Here is a 20,359-nt window from a genome sequence, read left to right as displayed (position 1 = left end):
CTTTCTAGGAAGTGCTGCCTGTCCGGCTACCGGCGGCTGCGCCCGGCCCCGGCCTCGGTCCAGGGGTCATCGGTGAGGCGTCCGGCGCACTCCAGGAGCAGGGCGTGGACGAAGGCCTGCGGGAGGTTGCCGCGCAGCTGGCGCTGGATGATGTCGTACTCCTCGGAGAAGAGCCCGGGGGGTCCGCAGGCCGCCCGGTTGCGTTCGAAGAAGCGCAGGGCGCGCGCCGTGTTGCCCTGCTGGTGTTCGGCCAGCGCCATCATGAAGCCGCACAGCAGGAACGCGCCCTCGGCCTCGCCGAGGGACCGCCGGTCGTGGCGGAAGCGGTAGACGTACTCGTCGCGGGCGAGTTCCGCCCGTACGGCACGGAGTGTGGCGCGCGTGCGGGGGTCGGAGCCGGGCAGGGCGCCGCGGACCGGTGGCAGCAGCAGCGCGGCGTCGACGCCGGGGCTGTCCGGCGCCCGCTGCCAGTGGCCGTCGGGGTGCAGGCAGGTGCGGGCGGTCTCGGCGAGGACGGTGTCGGCGAGCGAGGTGAGGCGCGCGACGTCCCGGCCGGCGTCCGGCAGCGCGGCGACCGCGCGCAGTCCGGCGACGCAGCTGAGCCGGGAGTGGGTCCAGCGCCGGTCGTCGATCTCCCAGATGCCGGCGTCGGGCCGGTCCCACAGCTGTGCGATCGCGGCGACGGCGGTCTGCGCGGCGCGCCGGCCGTCGGGGTCCAGCCGGTCGGCGCGTCCGGCGGCGGCGAGCAGTTGCAGGGCCTCGCCGAACGCGTCGAGCTGGAACTGCTGGTTGACCCAGTTGCCGATCTTGTCGGTCCCTCCCGGGTATCCGGGCAGGTCCAGCGTCTGTTCGGCGGGCACCGGGCCGCCGGTGACGGTGTAGGCGGGCTTGAGGTCGGGGCCGTCCTGCAGGAGTCTGGCCGAGACGAAGCCGACCGCGGAGTCGAGGAGGCCGGTGGCGCCGACGCCGGCCGCCGCGATGCCCGCGTAGCACTGGTCGCGGATCCACGCGTAGCGGTAGTCGTAGTTGCGGCCGGCGCCCGAGCGTTCCGGCAGGCACATCGTGGCGGCCGCGACCATGCCGCCCCCGCTGCTGGTCAGGCCGCGCAGGACGGCGAGGGCGTGGTGGGCGTCGCGGGTCGCGAGGGTGTCCCGGGGTTCGGGGCAGGCGCGTGCCCAGGACGCCTCGGTGGCGGCCCACGCCGTGTCGGGTGCCACGCGCTCGTCGGGCAGCGTGCCGGGCGAGAGTTCCAGTACGAGGTCGTGGTGGCCGCCGGGCGGGACGGTGAGTTCGAAGGCGAGCATGTCGCCGCCGTCCGCGGAGCGGGTGGCGCGGGCCGCCACGGCGCCGGTCCAGCGCCAGTTCAGCGGTCCTGTCTTGCCCGTCCACACGCCGTCGTGCAGCCGCGCGTCGTGGCTGGTGTCGCCGCCGAACGCGCCGCGCGGTTCGAGCGCGATCCGTACCCGCGCCGGGCAGTCCGTGGCCAGGACGCGGCGGAGCAGGACCACGCGGTCGGGCTCGCCGGGGAAGGCGAGTGCGTCCCGGCACTCGACGGGTCCTTCGCCGGTGATGAAGCGGCCGCGCCAGATCAGGGTGCCCGTCTCGTAGAAGCCGCCCCACACGTGCCGGGGGTCGAGCGGTGTGACGGCGTAGGTCCCTCCGCCGCCGACCAGCGCGGAGAAGACGGCGTCGGAGTCCCACCGGGGCGCGCACATCCAGGCGATGTCCCCGTGCGGGCCGACCAGGGCGCCGCGTTCCCCGTCGGCGAGCAGCGCGTACTCCCGCAGCACGTGCGGAGGGAACGCGGGGCCGGTGTCGCTGGTGTCCGTCGGCATGAGGTGGCGTCCTCTCCGGGCGCATCAGGATGGGGGTGGTCAGGAGATCCGGTAGGGCTCGGCCGCCGTGTGCCGGAAGGTCAGGCCGAGTCCGGGTTCGCCGGTGGCGCCGGGCCCGATCGAGCCGCCCGCGGGGTCGAGCACGCCGTCGAAGAGCAGCTGTTCGACGCGGGTGTGGTCGTGGAACCACTCCAGGTGGCGCAGGTTGGGCACGGCGGCCGCCGCGTGGGCGTGCAGGTGCGGGGCGCAGTGTCCGGAGATCTCCACTCCGGCGGCCTCGGCGAGTGCCGCGACGCGCAGCCACACGGTGATGCCGCCGCAGCGGGTGACGTCGGCCTGCAGACAGTCCACGGCTCCCGCGCCGAGCATGTGCCCGAAGTAGGGGAGGGTGTAGCCGTACTCCCCCGCGGTGACCTCGGGTGTCACCGCGTCCCGGATCCGGGCGAGGCTCTTCGGGTCGTCGGAGGAGACCGGTTCCTCGAACCAGGTGACGCCGTGTCCGTCGAGGTGGCGGGCGATCCGGACGGCCTGTTTGACGGAGTACCCGCCGTTGGCGTCGACGTACAGCGCGGCGTCGTCGCCGACGCTGCGCCGCGCGCGGGCGACGCGGTCGCGGTCCCGCCGCTCCTCGCCGCCCCACGACTCCCCGATCTTGATCTTGACGCGGGGGATGCCCCGCTCCGCCACCCAGGTGCGCAACTGGCGTTGCTGGCGCTCGTCGTCGTAGGTGGTGAAGCCGCCGCTGCCGTACACCGGCACCGTCGGCCGCATCGCCCCGAGCAGCCGCACCAGGGGCAGGCCGAGGAGGCGGGCCTTGAGGTCCCACAGGGCGACGTCGACGGCGGAGAGCGCCCCGGCGGCGATGCCGGGGCGGCCGACGTTGCGCAGGGCGCGGTGCATGGCCTCGTTGGCCGCGGGCACGTCCCACGCACACCGGCCGGTCACCACGGGCGCCAGCTGGTCCGTGACGACCTGGGCGGTGGCCGGCGCGCCGTAGGTGTAGCCGAGGCCCTCCGTGTCGCCGCAACGCGCCCGGACGAGCACCAGGGTGGTGGAGTCCCAGGTCAGGGTGGCGTCGCCCTCGGGCGCGTCGGTGGGGACGGTGTAGACGCGGACGTCCACACCGTCCACCGACGGGCCGTCACCGGGGCGGGCGCCAGGGCTCATGTGCGGTCAGGGCCCCCGTGCGAACCCGAGTCGCCGGAGCCGCGTCCCGGCAGCATCTCCTGCACCTTGGCCTTCAGCCCCTGCCGGATCATGCCGACCCGGTCGCTGTCGCCCTTGACGATGGCCGAGGCCGCGGCCTCGATCTGGTCGAGGCTGGCGTGCGGCGGGATCGGCGGGACCGCGGGGTCGGTGCGGAAGTCGATGACGAACGGCCGGTCGGCGCCGAGCGCCCGGTGCCAGGCGGCTTCCACGTCGGCCGGCTTCTCCACGCGGACGCCGTCGAGCCCGATGGACCTGGCGAAGTCGGCGTAGGGCACGTCGGGCAGCGACTGCGAGGGCAGGAACTGCGGGGCGCCGGACATGGCCCGCATCTCCCAGGTGACCTGGTTGAGGTCCTGGTTGTTGAGGACGGCCACGATGAGGCGCGGGTCCTGCCACTCCTGCCAGTACTTGGCGACCGTGACGAGTTCGCCGAGGCCGTTCATCTGCATGGCGCCGTCACCCACGATGGCGATGGCGGGGCGGTCGGGGTGGGCGAACTTGGCGCCGATCACGTAGGGCACGCCGGGCCCCATGGTGGCGAGGGTGCCGGAGAGGGAGCCGCGCATGGTGCCGCGCATCCGCAGGTGCCGGGCGTACCAGTTCGCGGCGGAGCCGGAGTCGGCGGCGAGGATCGCGTCGTCGGGGAGCAGGGCGTCGAGGGCGTGCACGACGTACTCGGGGTTGATGGGGTCGGCCTCCACGGCGGCGCGCCGCTCCATCACCTCCCACCAGCGGGCCGTGTCCTTCTCGATCTTCTTCCGCCAGGAGCCGTGCTTTTTCTTCTTCAGCTGCGGCAGCAGGGCCTTGAGCGTCTCCTTGGCGTCGCCGACCAGATTGACCTCGAAGGGGTACCGCAGCCCGATCATGTGCGGGTCGATGTCGATCTGCACGGCCCGCGCCTGGTCGAGTTCGGGCAGGAACTGGCTGTACGGGAAGCTGGAGCCGATGACCAGCAGGGTGTCGCAGCCCTGCATGAGCTCGTACGAGGGGCGGGTGCCCAGCAGGCCGATGGACCCGGTCACGTACGGCAGGTCGTCGGGGAGCGCGTCCTTGCCGAGGAGCGCCTTGGCGACACCGGCGCCCAGGGTCTCGGCGAGCAGTTCGACCTCGGTGCGCGCGTTGCGGGCGCCCTGGCCGATGAGGACGGCGACCTTCTCGCCCGCGTTCAGCACCTCGGCGGCCCGGGTGATCTCCTCGGCCGCGGGGACGGGCGCGTACGAGGCCATGCCGAGGCTGGAGGGGACCATCTTGAACTCGTGGCCGGGTGGGGTGTAGTCGAGCTCCTGCACGTCGGCGGGGACGATGATGGCGGTCACCGTGCGGCGTGCGTAGGCGGTGCGCATGGCCCGGTCGATGACGTTGGGCAGCTGCTCGGGGACGGTCACCATCTCGCAGAAGTCGGACGCGACGTCCTTGTAGAGGCTGAGCAGGTCGACTTCCTGCTGGTAGGAGCCGCCCATGGCGGTGCGGTTGGTCTGGCCGACGATCGCGACGACGGGGACGTGGTCGAGCTTGGCGTCGTAGAGGCCGTTCAGCAGGTGGATGGCGCCCGGGCCCGAAGTGGCCGCGCACACGCCGACCTTGCCGGAGAACTTGGCGTATCCGACCGCTTCGAAGGCGGACATCTCCTCGTGCCTCGACTGGATGAACTGCGGCTTGTTGTCCGCTCGCCCCCAGGCGGCGAGGAGTCCGTTGATGCCGTCTCCGGCGTAGGCGAAGACGCGCTCGACATCCCATTCCCGCAGTCGCTGGAGGATGTAATCGGAGACTTTGGTGGACACAGGATCGGCCTTCCTATCGGGGCTCGGGTGGAACGGGGCAGGGCGGTCAGCGGCGGTACCGGCGGACCAGGGCGGTCGCGCCGGCCGCCGCTGCCGCCCCGATGACGGACACCGCCGAGGCGGTGACCAGGCGCGGGGCCCAGGGCGGGACGGTCGGGCGACAGCTGAGCTTCTCGGGGCAGTCGGCGGGCAGCGGTCCTTCCAGGGCGAGGGCGAGCACCTCAGCCAGGTGCATGGCCCGGCGTCCGGTGCCGCCCTGTTCGATCTGGGTCCGGCAGCTGAAGCCGTCCGCGATCACGAGGGCGCCGGGCGCCGCCTCGCGCACGGCGGGCAGGACGCCGAGTTCGCCGACCGCCATCGAGGTGTCGTGGTGGGCGCGTTCGAAGCCGAAGTTGCCGGCGAGGCCGCAGCATCCGGCGTCCAGCACGTCGGCCTCGATGCCGGCGCGGCGCAGCAGTTCGCGGTCCGCGTCGTACTTCATCACGGCGTGCTGGTGGCAGTGGGTCTGCACGGTGGCGGTACGGGCGAGGCGCGGCGGCCGCCAGCCGCTCGGGGCGTCGTTGACCAGCAGTTCGGAGAAGGTCCTGAACTGGCGGGCGACGCGGTGCGCGTCCTCGTTCCCCGGCATCAGCTCGGGGGCGTCGGAGCGGAAGACGGCGGTGCAGGATGGTTCCAGGCCCACGATGGGGGTGCCGGCCTCGATCCAGGGGCGCAGTACGTCGAAGGTGCGCCGCAACGCCCGCTGGGCGGTGGCGAGTTGGCCGGTGGAGATCCAGGTGAGGCCGCAGCAGACGGCCCGGGCCGGCACGGTGACGCGGAAGCCGGCGTCCTCGAGGACCCGGACCGCGGCCTTGGCGATGGCGGGGTGGAAGTGGGCCGAGAAGGTGTCCGGCCACAGGACGACGGTGCGCGGGTCGTGCGGATCGGGCTCGGGGCGGCCCTGGTCCTTCCACCACTGGACGAAGTTCTCCTCGGCGAAGACGGGCGCCGGGCGCTCGGCGGTGACGCCCGCGAGCCGTTTGCCCGCCCGGGCCAGGCCGGGGGCGCGCAGGGCGGCGTTGACCAGCCGCGGGGCGGCGGTCGAGAGCCTGGCCCACAGCGGCAGCCAGCCCAGGGAGTAGTGGGCGGCGGGCCGCAGCCGTCCCTCGTAGTGGTGGGAGAGGAACTCCGCTTTGTACGTGGCCATGTCGACGCCGGTGGGGCAGTCCGACTTGCAGCCCTTGCAGGCCAGGCAGAGGTCGAGGGCGTCGCGCACCTCGGTGGAGCGCCAGCCGGCGGTGACCGGTGAGTCGGCGTGGCCGCCGAGCATCTCGAAGAGGAGCCGTGCCCGGCCCCGGGTGGAGTGTTCCTCCTCGCCGGTCGCGCGGTAGGAGGGGCACATCACGCCGCCTTCGCGGGAGCGGCAGTTGCCGATGCCGACGCAGCGTTTCACCGCCTGGGTGAAGGAGTGGTCGTCGTCGGGGTAGCCGAAGTGCGTGCGAAGGGCGGCGGGCCGCCAGTCGCTGCCGAGCCTGAGGTTGTCGTCCGCCCGGTACGGCGAGACGACCTTGCCGGGGTTCATGCGGTTCCCGGGGTCGAAGAGCGCCTTGACCCGGCCGAACGCCTCGATGACCGGCGGGCCGAACATCCGCGGGAGAAGTTCGCCGCGCGCCTGCCCGTCGCCGTGTTCCCCGGAGAGCGAACCCCCGTGGGAGGAGACGAGGTCGGCCGCGCGGAAGAGGAATTGCCTGAAGGTCGTGACGCCGTCGGCGGTGGTGAGGTCGAAGGGGACGCGGGTGTGCACGCACCCCTGGCCGAAGTGCCCGTAGACGGACGGGTGGTCGTAGCCGAACTCCTCGAAGAGCGCCTTGAGGTCGCGCAGGTAGTCGCCGAGGCGTTCGGGGGGTACGGCGGAGTCCTCCCAGCCCTCCCACGTCTCCCGTTCGTCGGGCGGCCGCGCGGTGACGCCGAGGCCGGCCTCACGGGCCTTCAGCATCTGCTGTTCGCGGTCGTGGTCGTCCGAGAACGCCACGGTGTCGTCCTTCTCGTCCCGCCCCAGCGCGGCGAGGAGCGCCTTGGCCTGACCGTCGACATCGTCCTGGTCGGCGCCGCTGAACTGCAGCAGCAGCCAGCTCCGCCCGGCCGGGAAGTTGTCGAGCGAGTCGAGGTAGGCGCCCTCCTCGCGCATGAGCTGGGCCATGCGGTCGTCCAGCGCCTCCAGCTGGGTCGGCCTGCTGTGCTCCAGGAGCCGCGGCACGTCGTCGGCGGCGGCGCAGATGTCGGGGTAGCCCAGGACGAGCATGGCCTCCGCGGCGGGGACCGGCACCAGGTCCAGTTCGGCGTGGAGGACGGTGACGAGGGTCCCCTCGCTGCCGACCAGGGCCCGGGCGAGGTCGAAGCCGCTCTCGGGGAGCAGGGAGTCCAGGTTGTAGCCGGAGACCCGCCGGGGGATGCGGGGGAAACCGCGGCGCACCTCGCCCAGGCAGCCGTCGATGATCTCGCGCAGCCCCCGGTACAGTTCCGCGCGCCGGCCGCCGGCGGCGACGATCTCCTCGTACTCCTCGTCCGTGGTGGGCCCCACCCACATCCGAATGCCGTCGTACGTCAGGACTTCGAGGCGCCGTACGTTGTCGACGGTCTTGCCGTACGCCTGGGCCGAGGCGCCGCAGGAGTTGTTGCCGATCATCCCGCCGAGCGAGCAGTGGCTGTGCGTCGAGGGCTTCGGGCCGAACTTTAGGCCGTATCCGGCGAGCTGATGGTTGAGGTCGTCGAGGACAAGGCCGGGCTCGACCACGCAGGTCCGCCGCTCGGCGTCGACCGAAAGGATCCGGTTGCAGTGCTTGGTCCAGTCGATGACGACCGCGGTGTTGGTGCACTGGCCGCCGAGGCTGGTGCCGCCGCCGCGGGAGAGGACCGGCGCGCCGAACCGCGCGCAGACGGCGACCGCTGCCGCACCCGCCTCGACCGTGCGGGGCACCACCACGCCGATCGGCACCTGGCGGTAGTTGGAGCCGTCCGTGACATAGGCGCCGCGGCTGCCCGCGTTGAAGCGCACCTCGCCGTCGACCCGCTCCCGCAGCGCTCGTTCCAGAGCCGCGGCATCCACGGTTGCGTCCGTCACCGCGCGCCTCCCGCGCCGGTGCCCGGTCCTGCCGACATACCCATGGATTCATTCACTCCTCTGTCACGCCGTCCGACAACCGGAACCCGGGGCGGCGGCACGGTGTCCCCGTATCCCGGGAAGTGCCGATCCCGACTCCGGCCCGCAGTCGGCTCCCCAGCCGGGTAACCGCCCGAACGGATGAGGAAACTCAGAGATCGTCCGGTTTTGCCTGGGCTTGAAGGGCCCCGTCGGCAGGCCCGTGCCCGCTGGCCGGACGGTGGGCGCGATGAGAAAATTCTGACGGGAGGCACCATGCCGGACTCGGACGAGCACGCATCCGACGGCGCGCGGCCCTACGTGCCCACACGCGGCGGCATCTCCGCCCTGCGCCGGGCGGCCGCCGACTGCCGGGGGTGCCCGTTGTACCGGGACGCCACCCAGACCGTCTTCGGCGCGGGTCCCTCCCATGCGCGGGTCCTGCTCGTGGGCGAGCAGCCCGGCGATCAGGAGGACCGCGCCGGGGAACCCTTCGTGGGTCCGGCCGGGCATCTGCTCCGCAAGGCGCTCGGCGAGGCCGGGATCGACGAGGAGCAGGCCTACTTCACCAACGCGGTCAAGCACTTCAAGTTCGCGCCGGTCACCGAGGGCCGCAAGCGCCGCATCCACAAGGCGCCGAACCTCTCCGAGATGACCGCCTGCCGTCCCTGGCTCGAGGCCGAGGTACGGCGCGTGGACCCGGAGCTGATCGTGGCTCTCGGCGCGACCGCCGGCAAGTCCCTGCTCGGCACGGCGTTCAAGGTCACCGAGTCACGGGGAACCCTGCTGACCCTGGAGCCGGAGACGGACCTGCCCCTGGTGACGGAGGAGAAGGCCGCCGACGGGGACCACCGGCATCTGCTGCCGACGGTGCACCCCTCGGCGGTGCTCCGGGCCAAGGACCGGGATGACGCGTACAAGGGGCTCGTGTCCGACCTTCGGGTGGCCGCGCGCTTCCTCGGCGAGGAAAGGAGCTGACATGTCGAATCCACAGCAGCCGGAGGTGCGGCGCAGCGAGAAGGGGGCGGCGACTCCGCAGGAGAGCAGATCCACCAAGGCGTCCCAGGCTCGCGGCGCGCAAGGCGGGGGCGGCGCGGCACACGGGACCGACCGCGGCACCAAGGGCGGGGGCAAGGGCGGCGGGCGGCCCCCGGAGCAGGCGCCCGACCACCCGTAGAAGGACCGGCCCCGGGCAGGTCAGCCCGGACCGGCGGCCTCGGCGCGTTGCCGCAGCTGCCGCTCCAGTTCATGGCGGACGTCGGCGCAGAGGACGCCGGTGCGGCCCCACTCGACGATCAGCTGCGCGACGTGCGGGGGCTTGATGTTCGTGCGCAGGGAGATCTCCCGCAGGATCTCCCCCGCCTCCCGGGCGGTGCACCGTCCGACGGCGACGACGACCCCGGTGGCCCGATCGAACGTGGCCCGGTCCACCGTGGCCTGGTCAGAAGGTGCTGCGGCATCTGATGACACGGGTATCTCCGCTCGTGGCGACGCCCCCAGCTCATGGTCGGGCCCCGGACGGCGGCGGGCAACCGGACGGCCTCCCGCCGCCGTACCGAGGGTTTCTCGGCCGTCTCAGGCCGCCGTCGCGGGTGGGTACGTCCACCGCAGCAGCGCGCCGAGGCCGCCCGCCGGGACGTCGGCGGCGGGGTCGTCCGGGTGCGGCAGGATCAGTACGTCGGCTCCGGTGACGGCTGCTGACCGCAGCAGCGCGTCGTCCGCGCGTACGGAGACGGGCTCGCCGTCGCCCAGCGCCTGCGCGTCGTTCCGCCGGACCGCGATCTGGTCGGGTTCGGTGCCGGCCCATGTCTCGCGGCCCAGGTCCGGTCCGCCGGGCCGGATCAGCAGGGTGCCGATGCGGTGCTCGCGGGCGGCGGCCAGGACGGCCGGGACGCCTTCGACGGCGTCCGTCGGCCGGTCGGTGCCCACGCGTCCGGCGCGGAAGCGGTCGAGGGCCTGCTCGACGCGGCGGCCGGAGCGCCGACGGCGGGCGTGCGCCACGGCCTCCTCCAGGGCCGGGGAGGCGGAGCCCGCGGCGCGGCCGCCGTGCTCGGTCTCCACGGTGACCTCGCGGACGGCGTCGGGGAGCTTGGCGTGCACCGCCGGGCGTTCGCGGGGGTCGCCGACGAGGACCACGAGTTCGGCGCCGGACTCCTCGTACGCCGTGGTCAGCGCTTCGGCGATCTCGGCGGCGTTCTGCTCCCAGGTGTTCTCGACCTTGAGCTGGAAGTGCCGTTCGGACCAGTCCGCCGAGGACGTGCGGTGGAGGGGCCGCTGCTGTCCCTCCACGCCTCCGGCGTCGTGCGGCCCCGCGGCGTCCCGGAGTTCGAAGTCCGCCCCGGTCCTGTCGATGTACGCCACGAGGCAGACGGGGTCCTGTCCGGCCAGTTCGAGGAGGGGCGTCAGGCGGGGCAGCGGGGCCCAGCACGCGATCTGCCCCTGCGGCGGCCGGGAGAGCCGGTGGCTGAGCACCACCTCTCCTTCGGTGGCGAAGACGACCCGGCCGGCCGGGTACTCCGCGGCGGCCGTGCCGGCCAGGGCCTCGCCGACCGCCTTGACGGTCGCCGTGTCGGCGCCCTGCTCCTCGAGCGACCGGCAGATCTCCCGCACGGACAGCTCGCGCCGTTTGGCACCCGCCTCGTCACTGTGTCCAGGATCGAGGTAGGCAGTGGCCCACGGGCCGGGGCGGTCGAAGAGCGGCCCCAGGAACGACAACTGCATGTTTCCTCCTTGTTTCTCCTGGTCGACCCGGGTTCACCCCGGTTCGGGGGCCGCGTACCCGAACGACCACGAGGAACACGCACCGCGCCCCCTCTGATCCGCCTCCCAGTCGAGGACGCGTGAGGTGGGCGCGATGGTGACGCGAAATGCGGGAGTCGGAGGCGCGGGGCGGGGTAGCCGAGAGGATGGCGACGGGGGTGACCAGATGAGGGGTGACCATGAGCCAGATCTCCGGCCGAGGACCTTCTGACGGAGTCGTGCGCCTCGCGCTCGTGCTCACGGCCGTCACGGCCCTGGCGGCCGCGGGGTGCGGCAGCGAGAACGGCGACGGCGGGCGCTCCACGGGTACGTCCGCGAGCAGTGCGTCAGCCGCCGAGGACACCCCGTCCGCCGGACAGAAGCCCCCACCGGCCAAGACGCCGCGGGCGACGCACACGGCCCCGGCCACCCCCGCGACCCCCGTCTCCCCCACTGCCTCCAGGCCTCCCGCCGAACGGACGGGCACACCGTCGAAGCCCGCGTTCGCGCGGTTCTCGCGCTGCGCCGGTGACCGGCTGCGCCTGGAGCTCGGGCGCGTCGAACCGGGGGCAGGAAGCCGGTACGCGCCGCTCGTCTTCACCAACACCGGTTCCGCCCCGTGCGTACTCAAGGGCTACCCGGGCGTCAGCCTGCTCGACAGCGCAGGCCACCGGGTCGGCGACCCTGCCGCGCGGCAGGGCGCCCGGCTGCCCGCCGTGACGCTCGCGCCCGGCGGGAGCGCCTTCGCGAGCCTGCACACGATCGCCGACGGCCTCTCCGACAAGCCCTGCTGGCGCGCGGCCGACCGCGTCCAGGCGTACCCGCCGGACTCCACGACGGCGCTGCGCACGACGGCCCGCTCGTTCAAGGTGTGCGGCGGGGTCTTCGAGGTGGGCGCCCTCCAGCCGGGCAGGGCACCTCACTGATCACGGTCGCCCGCCCTCACCCGGCGTACTCGGTGAGGTCGATGGCGTGGATGCGCAGCAGGTGGCCGTAGTCAGGGTCGACCGTGTCCCGCACCGGCGTCATGCCGAGCTTGCGGATGACGTTCTCGGAGGCCTGGTTCCCCAGGCGGTCGATGCTGATGACGCGGTCGAGGCCGCGGTCCTGCAGGGCGAACTCCAGCGTGGCCTGGGCGGCCTCCGAGGCGTACCCCTGCCCCCAGAACGGTGTGCCGAGCCGCCAGCTGATCGCCACCGCGGGCATTACCTCCGGCAGATTCTCGGGCACGGAAAGACCGGTGAAGCCGGCCAGCTCGCCGGAGGCCAGGAGCTCGACGGCGAAGAGGCCGAACCCCTCGTCGTCCCACTCCTCCTCCCAGCGCTCGATGTCCTCGGCCGTGCGCTCCAGGTCGTGCACGGAACCGTCCTCGATCCAGCGCATGACCCGTGGGTCCGCGTTGATCTCCGCCATGGGCGCGAGGTCGTCGTCGTGCCAGCGACGCAGGAGGAGGCGGGGCGTGCGGATCTCGGTCATGCGCACATCCTGCCCAAGGCGGGCGGGTCAGCGTTAATCAGCCCGGGGGCGGGCCGCGCCCAGGGGCCTCACGGGCGCACCGAAGGGCCGGAGTCCCTCGCCGGTCTCCGGCCTTTCGCCGCGGTGACCCGTGGCCCGCGCCGCTGCGACGCGTCGGGGGCCGTCGGTACGCCGGTCAGCGGCCGAGCGCCTGCTTGAGTTCCTTCTTGTTCATCGAGGAGCGGCCCTCGATGTTCTTCTTCTTGGCCTCCTCGTACAGCTGGTCGCGGGTCGGGCCCTCGGCCCCGCTGTGCGAGCGCTCGCCGCCGCGCTGGGACGCGGACTTCCGGTCGTGGGTCGAGGTCTTGCTCGCCGTCTTGGACTCGCCGGAACGCGCCCGCTCCTTGTTCACCGTCCGGGCGGCGATCTCCTTGGCGCGCTTGCCGGAGGCCCCGCGGTCCTCGGCGCTCTCCTTGATGTGCTCGTACTGGCGTTCACGCTTCTTGCTGGATCCAGCAGGCATGGGACAAACCCTTCCGGTGGTTCTGTCGTCCTGTCGTTCTTTCGATCAGTGGTTCGGTTGGTCGGTGGTGGTCTCCGGTGGCACGGGTCGCAGCCACAAGGTGCCCAGGGGCGGCAACGTCACACATAGGCGGCCGGACCCGTTTCCGCCCGCTTCGCTCCCGTCCGGCACGGCCCGCAGCGGACCCGGATTGCGGATGTCTGCGCCGCCGTACCGGGCCGCGTCGGTGTTGAGCGTCTCCCGCCAGACGGTGGCCGCGTCCGGCACGGCCAGCCGGTAGTCGTGGCGGACCACCGGCGAGAAGTTGGAGACGGCCAGCAGCGGGGTGCCGTCCTTGGCGTGGCGCAGGAAGGCCACGACGTTGTCCTGCGCGGCGTCCACCGCGACCCACGAGAAGCCGGCCGGCATCGTGTCCTGCTCCCAGAGGGCGGGAGTGCCGCGGTACTGGTCGTTGAGGTCCCGCACCAGTTCCCGTACGCCTTCGTGGTCAGCCCGCGCGGGCCAGGACTCGTCCAGGAGCCCCCAGTCGAGCCCGTGCTCCTGCGACCACTCGGCGCCCTGGGCGAACTCCTGCCCCATGAAGAGGAGTTGCTTGCCCGGGTGGGCCCACATGTAGGCCAGATAGGCGCGGTGGTTGGCGCGCTGCTGCCACCAGTCGCCCGGCATCTTTGAGACCAGCGAGCGCTTGCCGTGCACGACCTCGTCGTGGGAGAGCGGCAGGAGGTAGTTCTCGCTGTACGCGTAGACCATGGCGAAGGTCAGGTCCGAATGGTGGTACTGGCGGTGCACGGGTTCGTGCGCGACGTACTCCAGGGAATCGTGCGACCAGCCCATGTTCCACTTCAGGCCGAAGCCGAGGCCGCCGAAGCCGCCGGCCCCCGTGTGGTGGGTGGCCCGGGTCACGCCGTCCCACGCGGTGGACTCCTCGGCGATGGTGACGACGCCGGGGCAGCGGCGGTAGACGGTGGCGTTCATCTCCTGGAGGAAGGCGACGGCGTCCTCGTTCTCCCGGCCGCCGTGCGCGTTCGGCGCCCACCGACCCTCCTCGCGCGAGTAGTCGAGGTAGAGCATCGAGGCGACGGCATCCACCCGCAGACCGTCGACGTGGAACTCCTCGCACCAGTACGTCGCGTTGGCGACGAGAAAGTTCCGGACCTCCTTGCGGCCGTAGTCGAAGGTGAGGGTCCCCCAGTCGGGGTGTTCCGCGCGCCGGGGGTCCGCCGGTTCGTAGAGGTGCTCCCCGTCGAAGGCGGCGAGCGCCCAGTCGTCGCGCGGGAAGTGGGCGGGCACCCAGTCCATGAGGACGCCGATGCCGGCCTGGTGGAGTGCGTCGACGAGGTGTTTGAAGTCGTCGGGGGTGCCGAGGCGGGCGGTGGGGGCGTAGAAGCCGGTGACCTGGTAGCCCCAGGAGCCGCCGAAGGGGTGTTCGGCGACCGGCATCAGCTCGACGTGGGTGAAGCCCAGGTCGGCGACGTAGGCGGGCAGTTGCTCGGCGAGCTGGCGGTAGGTGAGGCCGGGACGCCAGGAGGCCAGGTGCACCTCGTACACCGAGAACGGCGCCTCGTGGACGGGCACGTCGCCCCGCCTGCGCATCCACTCCTCGTCCCGCCACTCGTACCGCGAGACGTCGATGACCGATGCGGTGGCCGGCGGCGCCTCGGTACGGCGGGCCATCGGGTCCGCGCGCAGGGAGTGCGTGCCGTCGGGGCGCGTGATGTCGAACTTGTACAGGGCGCCCTCGCCGAGGCCGGGCACGAACAGCTCCCACACACCGGTCGAGCCAAGCGAGCGCATGGGATAGGCGGCTCCGTCCCAGTGACAGAAGTCGCCGCAGACCCGCACTCCCCTGGCGTTCGGCGCCCACACCGTGAACCGGGTGCCGGTCACGCCCTGGTGGGTCATCGGGTGCGCCCCGAGCGCCCGCCACAGCTCCTCGTGCCGGCCCTCGCCGATCAGGTGCAGATCGAGCTCGCCCAGGGCGGGCAGGAACCGGTACGGGTCCTGGAGGGCGACCTCGCCGCCCTCGTAGGTCACCCGGAGTTCGTACGCGGGCATCGGGGCGTCCGGCGGCGCCGGGGTGAGCGGCAGGACACCCGTGAAGAAGCCGTCTCCCACGTCGTTCAGGGGGATGCTCCGCCCGTCGACGACGAGCCGCACCGCCTGGGCGTGCGGGCGCAGGACCACGAAGGCGATGCCGCCGGGGACCGGATGCGCGCCGAGCACGGAGTGCGGATCGTGGTGCGTCCCCGAGAGCAGCCGCTGCCGGTCACCGGCGTCGAGCGGCGCCTTCGCCGGCGCTCCGCCGTCGGCGGAGCGCCGCTCTGTGCCGCGTGCGGGCCTCTTGGCGCGGGTACGGGGGCGCTCCAGGAGTGCGGCCGCCGGATCGGGAGCGGACGTGTCGGTGGGGGCCACGGATTCAGCTCTCCTCTGGTGGGTGGAGGGGACGGCGCCGACGGGTCGGCACGGTGTCCTCACGGCACAGCAGGAACGTTTCTCCGATGGTGTGTGCTTTACGGTTCGTCGGCGAGTCGGGAGAGCGCCGCCATCGGCACGGGCAGCCATTCGGGGCGGTGCCTGGCCTCGTACAGCGCCTCGTACACGGCGCGGTCCGTCTCGTGGGCCCGCAGCAGCGCGGCCTCCGTCCGTGGATCCCACGCCGCCTCGGCGGCGTAACCCGCGCAGTAGGCCTCCCGGCACCTGCGCGCCCAATCGGGTTGCCAGGGGCGCTCCGAGTGCGCCGCGTAGTCGAACGAGCGGAGCATCCCCGCGACGTCGCGTACGGGGGCCTGGAGCTGTCTGCGCTCGGTGAGCGGGCGGGCCGGCTCGCCCTCGAAGTCGATGACGAACCACTGCTCACCGGCCCTGAGCACCTGCCCCAGGTGCAGGTCACCGTGGATCCGCTGGTCCGGCCGGTGCCCGCCGCCCGCGGCGACGGCATCGTAGGCGGTGCGCAGCCGGGCCACGTACGGCGCGAGGCTCGGCACCTGGCTCGCGGCGGCCTCAAGCCGTTCCGTCATCGCGGCGGCGAGCTCCCCGCCCGCGCGGCGGTCCGGCGGCCGGGGCTCGAAGACCTGGGCCAGCGCCAGGTGCACCTCGGCGGTGGCGCGCCCGAGTTCGTACGACTCGTCGGTGAAGTCCTCGCCGGCCGCCAGGGACTGCAGCGCCAGCGTCCAGCCGTCCGTCGCGTCGCGCAGGAACGGCTGGAGCACGCCGAGCGTCGTCCTGCGCGGCTGCGTGGTCCAGAACCACGCCACCGGGGCTGGCACGCGCGCGCAGCCCTCGCCGGCCAGCGCCCACGGCACCTCCAGGTCGGGGTTGGTGCCGTACTGGATGCGGCGGAAGAGCTTCAGGATGAAGCGATTGCCGTACACCAGCGAGGTGTTGGACTGCTCGCCGTCGAGGAGCCGCGGGGTGAGCCCGGGCGGTACGTCGGTGCGTGTGTCGCGCTCGAAGCGCAGGGGCCCCGCCTCGCCGGGCGTCCGCAGGCGCTCGATGAGCAGCCCGGCCGCCCGAGGGTCGAGCAGGGCGTCGTACACGCTGAGTCCCGCGAGAGGGCCGACGGTGGGCCGGCCGATGACGGCGTGGTGGAGCCGGGGCGGCAGCTCCTCGCGGATGCCGAGCACGAGTTGGTAGCAGTGCGGGGAGGTGCCGGTGTGCCGGGTGCTGATCAGCAGGTGCAGGCAGCCCGGGTGCAGCGTGGTCATCGAGACCACGGAGAGGTCCGTGATGGGCCAGCCCTTGGCCGCGAACCACCGCTGCTTGGGCAGCCATTCCCGGAGCAGTCCGGCCAGCGACCTCAGCACCAGGGGCGGGCTGAGGCTGTCCTGTGAGAGCGGTGCGGTCTTGAGCATGCGACACATATCCCTTCAGAGGCGCACGGCGGGGGTCACCGGACGGGGCAGGAGGAGGTGGTCGCGCAATCGGAACCAGTAGAAGCCGTGTCCTGCGAGGGTGAGGAGGTAGGGGAGTTCTCCGATGGCCGGAAAGCGTACGCCGCCGATGAGTTCGACGGGGTGGCGTCCGTTGAAGGCCTGAAGGTCGAGTTCGGTGGGCTGGGCGAAGCGGGAGAAGTTGTGGACGCACAGGACCAGGTCGTCCTTGTATTCGCGCAGGAAGGCGATGACGGCCGGGTTGGTGGAGGGCAGTTCGGTGTAGGAGCCGAGTCCGAAGGCGGGGTTCTGCTTGCGGATCTCGATCATGCGGCGGGTCCAGTGGAGCAGGCTGGAGGGTGAGGACATGGACGCCTCGACGTTGGTGACCTGGTAGCCGTAGACGGGGTCCATGATGGTGGGCAGGTACAGGCGGCCCGGGTCGCAGGAGGAGAAGCCGGCGTTGCGGTCGGGGGTCCACTGCATGGGGGTGCGCACCGCGTCGCGGTCGCCGAGCCAGATGTTGTCGCCCATGCCGATCTCGTCGCCGTAGTAGAGGATCGGCGAGCCGGGCAGGGACAGCAGCAGGGCGGTGAACAGCTCGATCTGGTTGCGGTCGTTGTCCAGCAGGGGGGCCAGGCGGCGGCGGATGCCGATGTTGGCGCGCATGCGGGGGTCTTTGGCGTATTCCGCGTACATGTAGTCGCGTTCTTCGTCGGTGACCATTTCCAGGGTCAGCTCGTCGTGGTTGCGCAGGAAGATGCCCCACTGGCAGCCGGAGGGGATGGCGGGGGTCTTGGCCAGGATCTCGGAGACGGGGTAGCGCGATTCGCGGCGCACGGCCATGAAGATGCGGGGCATGACGGGGAAGTGGAAGGCCATGTGGCATTCGTCGCCGCCGCCCTGGAAGTCGCCGAAGTAGTCGACCACGTCTTCGGGCCACTGGTTGGCCTCGGCGAGCAGGACGGTGTCGGGGTAGTGCGCGTCGATCTCGGCGCGGACGCGTTTGAGGAGGTGGTGGGTGCGCGGCAGGTTCTCGCAGTTGGTGCCTTCCTCGGCGTAGAGGTAGGGCACCGCGTCCAGGCGGAAGCCGTCGATGCCCAGGTCCAGCCAGAAGCGCAGGGCGGAGATGATTTCTTCCTGGACGGCGGGGTTCTCGAAGTTCAGGTCGGGCTGGTGGGAGAAGAAGCGGTGCCAGTAGTACTGCTTGCGTACCGGGTCGAAGGTCCAGTTGGAGGCTTCGGTGTCGACGAAGATGATGCGGGCGTCGCTGTAGGCCTTGTCGTCATCGGCCCACACGTAGTAGTCGCCGTAGGGGCCGGTGGGGTCGGTGCGTGAGGCCTGGAACCACGGGTGCTGGTCGCTGGTGTGGTTCATGACGAAGTCGATGATGACGCGCATGCCGCGCTGGTGGGCGGAGTCGACGAACTCCACGAAGTCCGCCAGGTCGCCGAATTCCGGGAGTACGGCGGTGTAGTCGGAGACGTCGTAACCGCCGTCGCGCAGCGGGGACTTGAAGAACGGCGGCAGCCACAGGCAGTCCACCCCCAGCCACTGCAGATAATCCAGCTTCGCGGTGATCCCCTTCAGATCCCCGATGCCATCGCCGTTGCTGTCCTGAAAGGAACGGACCAGCACCTCATAGAAGACGGCACGCTTGAACCACTCCGGATCGCGGTCCTTCTCCGGAGTGTCCTCGAAGGTGTCCTGGACGGGCTCATTGATCATCATGGCGTGGGTGACCCTCCGGTGAGTGGTGGAGACGGTCGCAGGACGAGTACGTGCGCGGGCGCGCGGCCCGGTTCCAGGCGCACGTAGTTGGTCCTGCCCCAGTGGTAGGTGTCGCCGGTGAGCTCGTCGCGCACCGGTACGGTCTCGTGCCAGTCGAGGCCGAGCCGCGGCATGTCCAGTGAGACCGTGGTCTCGCGGGCGTGGTGCGGGTCCAGGTTGACGACCACCAGGACCGTGTCGTCGCCCTCGCGCTTGCTGTAGACGAGGATCTCGTCGTTGTCGGCCTCGTGGAAATGCAGGTCGCGCAGTTGCTGCAGGGCGGGGTGGCGTCGGCGGATGTCGTTCAGCGCGGTGATCAGGGGCGTGATGGTGGTCCCCGCGCGCTCGGCCGCCGCCCAGTCGCGCGGCCGGAGCTCGTACTTCTCCGAGTGCAGGTACTCCTCCCCGCCTGCCGTGGCCGGGGTGTTCTCGCACAGCTCGAACCCGGCGTACACGCCCCAGGCGGGCGACAGCGTGGCGGCCAGCACCGCTCTGATCTCGAAGGCGGGCCGCCCGCCCCGCTGGAGGAACTCGGAGAGAATGTCGGGGGTGTTCACAAAGAAGTTGGGCCGCAGGAAGTGCGCGGTCTCGCGCGACAACTCGGTGAGGTAGTCGGTGAGCTCCTGCTTGGTGTTCTTCCAGGTGAAGTACGTGTACGACTGCTGGAAGCCGGCCTGCGCCAGCGCCCGCATCACCGGCGGCCTGGTGAACGCCTCGGCCAGGAAGAGCACATCGGGGTCGGTGCGGCGGATGTCGGCGAGCACCAGCTCCCAGAACGCCACGGGCTTGGTGTGCGGATTGTCGACACGGAAGATCCGCACGCCGTGCGCCATCCAGAAGCGCAGCAGCCGGGCCGATTCGGCGACCAGTCCCGGCAGGTCGCGGTCGAAGGAGATCGGGTAGATGTCCTGGTACTTCTTCGGCGGGTTCTCGGCGTAGGCGATGGAGCCGTCCGTGCGGTGGGTGAACCATTCGGGGTGCTTCTCCACCCAGGGGTGGTCCGGCGAGCACTGCAGCGCGAAGTCCAGCGCCACCTCCAGGCCGAGCCGCCCGGCCTCCCGCACGAACGCGTCGAAGTCCTCCAGCGTGCCCAGGTCGGGGTGGACGGCGTCGTGCCCGCCCTCGGGTGAACCGATCGCCCACGGCACACCGACATCGTGCGGGCCCGCTGACAGGGAGTTGTTCGGGCCCTTGCGGAAGGTGGTGCCGATCGGGTGGATCGGCGGAAGGTAGACGACGTCGAAACCCATCTCCGCGATGGCCGGCAGCCGCTCGGCCGCCGTGCGGAAGGTCCCCGACACCGGCGGGGCGCCCTCGCGGACCTCGGCGCCCTCCGAGCGCGGGAAGAACTCGTACCAGGAACCGAACAGGGCCCTGCGCGGCTCGACGCGGAGGGGAAGGGCGTCCGAGCGGGTGACGCGCTCGCGCAAGGGGTGGCGGGCGAGGACCTCCCGTACCGGCGGGGCCAGCGCGGCGTCGAGGCGCGCGGACGGGGGGCGCAGCTCGTCCTGGAGGGCCTGCGCCGCCGCCAGCAACGTCTGCCGTGCCGCGCCTCGGGGCGCCGCGGCGGCGGCCCGCTCGTACAGCTGCGCGCCCTCTTCCAGGACCAGTCCGACGTCGATGCCCGCGGGCACCTTGACCTCGGCCGCGCGGCGCCACTCGGCCACCGGATCCGTCCAGGCCTCCACCGCGAACGTCCAGTTCCCCTCCGCGTCCGGCGTGACGTCGGCGCCCCACCGGTCGGTGCCGGGGGCCAGTTCCCGCATCGGGGTCCAGGGCCCGCACCGGCCGTCGGGGCCGTGCAGCACGACGTTGGCGCCGACCGCTCCGTGGCCCTCGCCGAAGAGCGTCGCCGTGACGCGGAAGGTCTCGCCGGGCACCGCCTTCGCCGGGCGGCGGCCACCGTCGACGACCGGCCCGACGTCCCGCACCGGGACGGGCGGCGGCGCCGGCGCGCGGACGGAACCGGGCGCCACGGGAACGGAGTTCGTCCCCGCGGCCACGGGGACAGGGTGTGTCTGGGGAACTGAGGTCATCGGTCTCTCCTCCGCCGCGCTCGA

The 20,359-nt window shown here is 72.2% G+C and carries 15 protein-coding genes; 3 read left to right on the top strand and 12 right to left on the bottom strand.

Annotated features, from left to right (window positions below; genetic code table 11):
• Positions 1–26 precede the first annotated feature (26 nt).
• The 4 genes from ACZ7DY_RS16720 to ACZ7DY_RS16705 are packed head-to-tail and all read right to left on the bottom strand — an operon-like array spanning position 27 to position 7,925.
• Positions 27–1,835 carry a glycoside hydrolase family 15 protein gene (locus ACZ7DY_RS16720; protein ID WP_471135622.1) on the bottom strand — a complete coding sequence of 603 codons (1,809 nt, stop codon included), beginning with the start codon at positions 1,833–1,835 and terminating at the stop codon, positions 27–29.
• Between the two features lie 39 nt (positions 1,836–1,874).
• On the bottom strand, positions 1,875–3,002 hold the full coding sequence (locus tag ACZ7DY_RS16715; RefSeq protein ID WP_471135620.1) for an enolase C-terminal domain-like protein: 1,128 nt from the start codon (positions 3,000–3,002) through the stop codon (positions 1,875–1,877).
• The gene (locus ACZ7DY_RS16710) at positions 2,999–4,825 is read right to left on the bottom strand and encodes a thiamine pyrophosphate-requiring protein (protein ID WP_471135617.1); all 1,827 of its coding nucleotides are present in this window, start codon (positions 4,823–4,825) and stop codon (positions 2,999–3,001) included. The genes ACZ7DY_RS16715 and ACZ7DY_RS16710 overlap by 4 nt, the downstream gene beginning before the upstream one ends.
• Before the next feature lie 46 nt (positions 4,826–4,871).
• Positions 4,872–7,925, bottom strand: coding sequence for an FAD-binding and (Fe-S)-binding domain-containing protein (locus ACZ7DY_RS16705; RefSeq protein WP_471135614.1), 3,054 nt, complete (start codon positions 7,923–7,925; stop codon positions 4,872–4,874).
• Between the two features lie 294 nt (positions 7,926–8,219).
• On the opposite strand from ACZ7DY_RS16705, the gene ACZ7DY_RS16700 reads away from it, so the two are divergent.
• Complete coding sequence (locus ACZ7DY_RS16700; protein WP_471135612.1) at positions 8,220–8,921, top strand: UdgX family uracil-DNA binding protein; 702 nt, start codon at positions 8,220–8,222, stop codon at positions 8,919–8,921.
• Position 8,922: 1 nt separating this feature from the next.
• Positions 8,923–9,120 (top strand): hypothetical protein, encoded by a 198-nt coding sequence (locus tag ACZ7DY_RS16695; protein WP_471135609.1) that lies wholly within the window; start codon positions 8,923–8,925, stop codon positions 9,118–9,120.
• A gap of 20 nt (positions 9,121–9,140) precedes the next feature.
• On the opposite strand, the gene ACZ7DY_RS16690 is transcribed toward ACZ7DY_RS16695, so the two are convergent.
• Both ACZ7DY_RS16690 and ACZ7DY_RS16685 read right to left on the bottom strand, forming a co-directional pair.
• On the bottom strand, positions 9,141–9,413 hold the full coding sequence (locus ACZ7DY_RS16690; protein ID WP_471135607.1) for an ANTAR domain-containing protein: 273 nt from the start codon (positions 9,411–9,413) through the stop codon (positions 9,141–9,143).
• A 105-nt stretch (positions 9,414–9,518) separates the two neighbouring features.
• Positions 9,519–10,664 (bottom strand): baeRF2 domain-containing protein, encoded by a 1,146-nt coding sequence (locus tag ACZ7DY_RS16685; RefSeq protein WP_471135604.1) that lies wholly within the window; start codon positions 10,662–10,664, stop codon positions 9,519–9,521.
• Positions 10,665–10,882: 218 nt separating this feature from the next.
• On the opposite strand from ACZ7DY_RS16685, the gene ACZ7DY_RS16680 reads away from it, so the two are divergent.
• Complete coding sequence (locus tag ACZ7DY_RS16680; protein WP_471135601.1) at positions 10,883–11,608, top strand: DUF4232 domain-containing protein; 726 nt, start codon at positions 10,883–10,885, stop codon at positions 11,606–11,608.
• A gap of 16 nt (positions 11,609–11,624) precedes the next feature.
• Here the strand turns inward: ACZ7DY_RS16680 and ACZ7DY_RS16675 are convergent, their stop codons facing one another.
• The 6 genes from ACZ7DY_RS16675 to ACZ7DY_RS16650 all read right to left on the bottom strand — a co-directional run bounded on the left by ACZ7DY_RS16675 (position 11,625) and on the right by ACZ7DY_RS16650 (position 20,335).
• Positions 11,625–12,158 carry a GNAT family N-acetyltransferase gene (locus tag ACZ7DY_RS16675; protein WP_471135598.1) on the bottom strand — a complete coding sequence of 178 codons (534 nt, stop codon included), beginning with the start codon at positions 12,156–12,158 and terminating at the stop codon, positions 11,625–11,627.
• Between the two features lie 175 nt (positions 12,159–12,333).
• Positions 12,334–12,660, bottom strand: coding sequence for a plasmid stabilization protein (locus ACZ7DY_RS16670; RefSeq protein ID WP_471135595.1), 327 nt, complete (start codon positions 12,658–12,660; stop codon positions 12,334–12,336).
• Positions 12,661–12,705: 45 nt separating this feature from the next.
• Positions 12,706–15,222, bottom strand: a complete 2,517-nt coding sequence (gene glgB / locus ACZ7DY_RS16665) for a 1,4-alpha-glucan branching enzyme (protein ID WP_471135592.1) — start codon at positions 15,220–15,222, stop codon at positions 12,706–12,708.
• Positions 15,171–16,511, bottom strand: a complete 1,341-nt coding sequence (locus tag ACZ7DY_RS16660; RefSeq protein ID WP_471135589.1) for a maltokinase N-terminal cap-like domain-containing protein — start codon at positions 16,509–16,511, stop codon at positions 15,171–15,173. Before ACZ7DY_RS16660 ends, glgB begins: the two co-directional genes overlap by 52 nt.
• Before the next feature lie 15 nt (positions 16,512–16,526).
• Entirely contained in the window at positions 16,527–18,260 is a 1,734-nt protein-coding gene (treS, locus tag ACZ7DY_RS16655; RefSeq protein WP_471135588.1) for a maltose alpha-D-glucosyltransferase, read from the bottom strand.
• Entirely contained in the window at positions 18,257–20,335 is a 2,079-nt protein-coding gene (locus ACZ7DY_RS16650; protein ID WP_471135586.1) for an alpha-1,4-glucan--maltose-1-phosphate maltosyltransferase, read from the bottom strand. Before ACZ7DY_RS16650 ends, treS begins: the two co-directional genes overlap by 4 nt.
• Positions 20,336–20,359 lie beyond the last annotated feature (24 nt).

The organism is Streptomyces sp. NPDC037013 (genome assembly GCF_055607265.1).
Note: the sequence above shows the minus strand (reverse complement) of the source record. Positions and strands in the feature narration are given on the sequence as shown.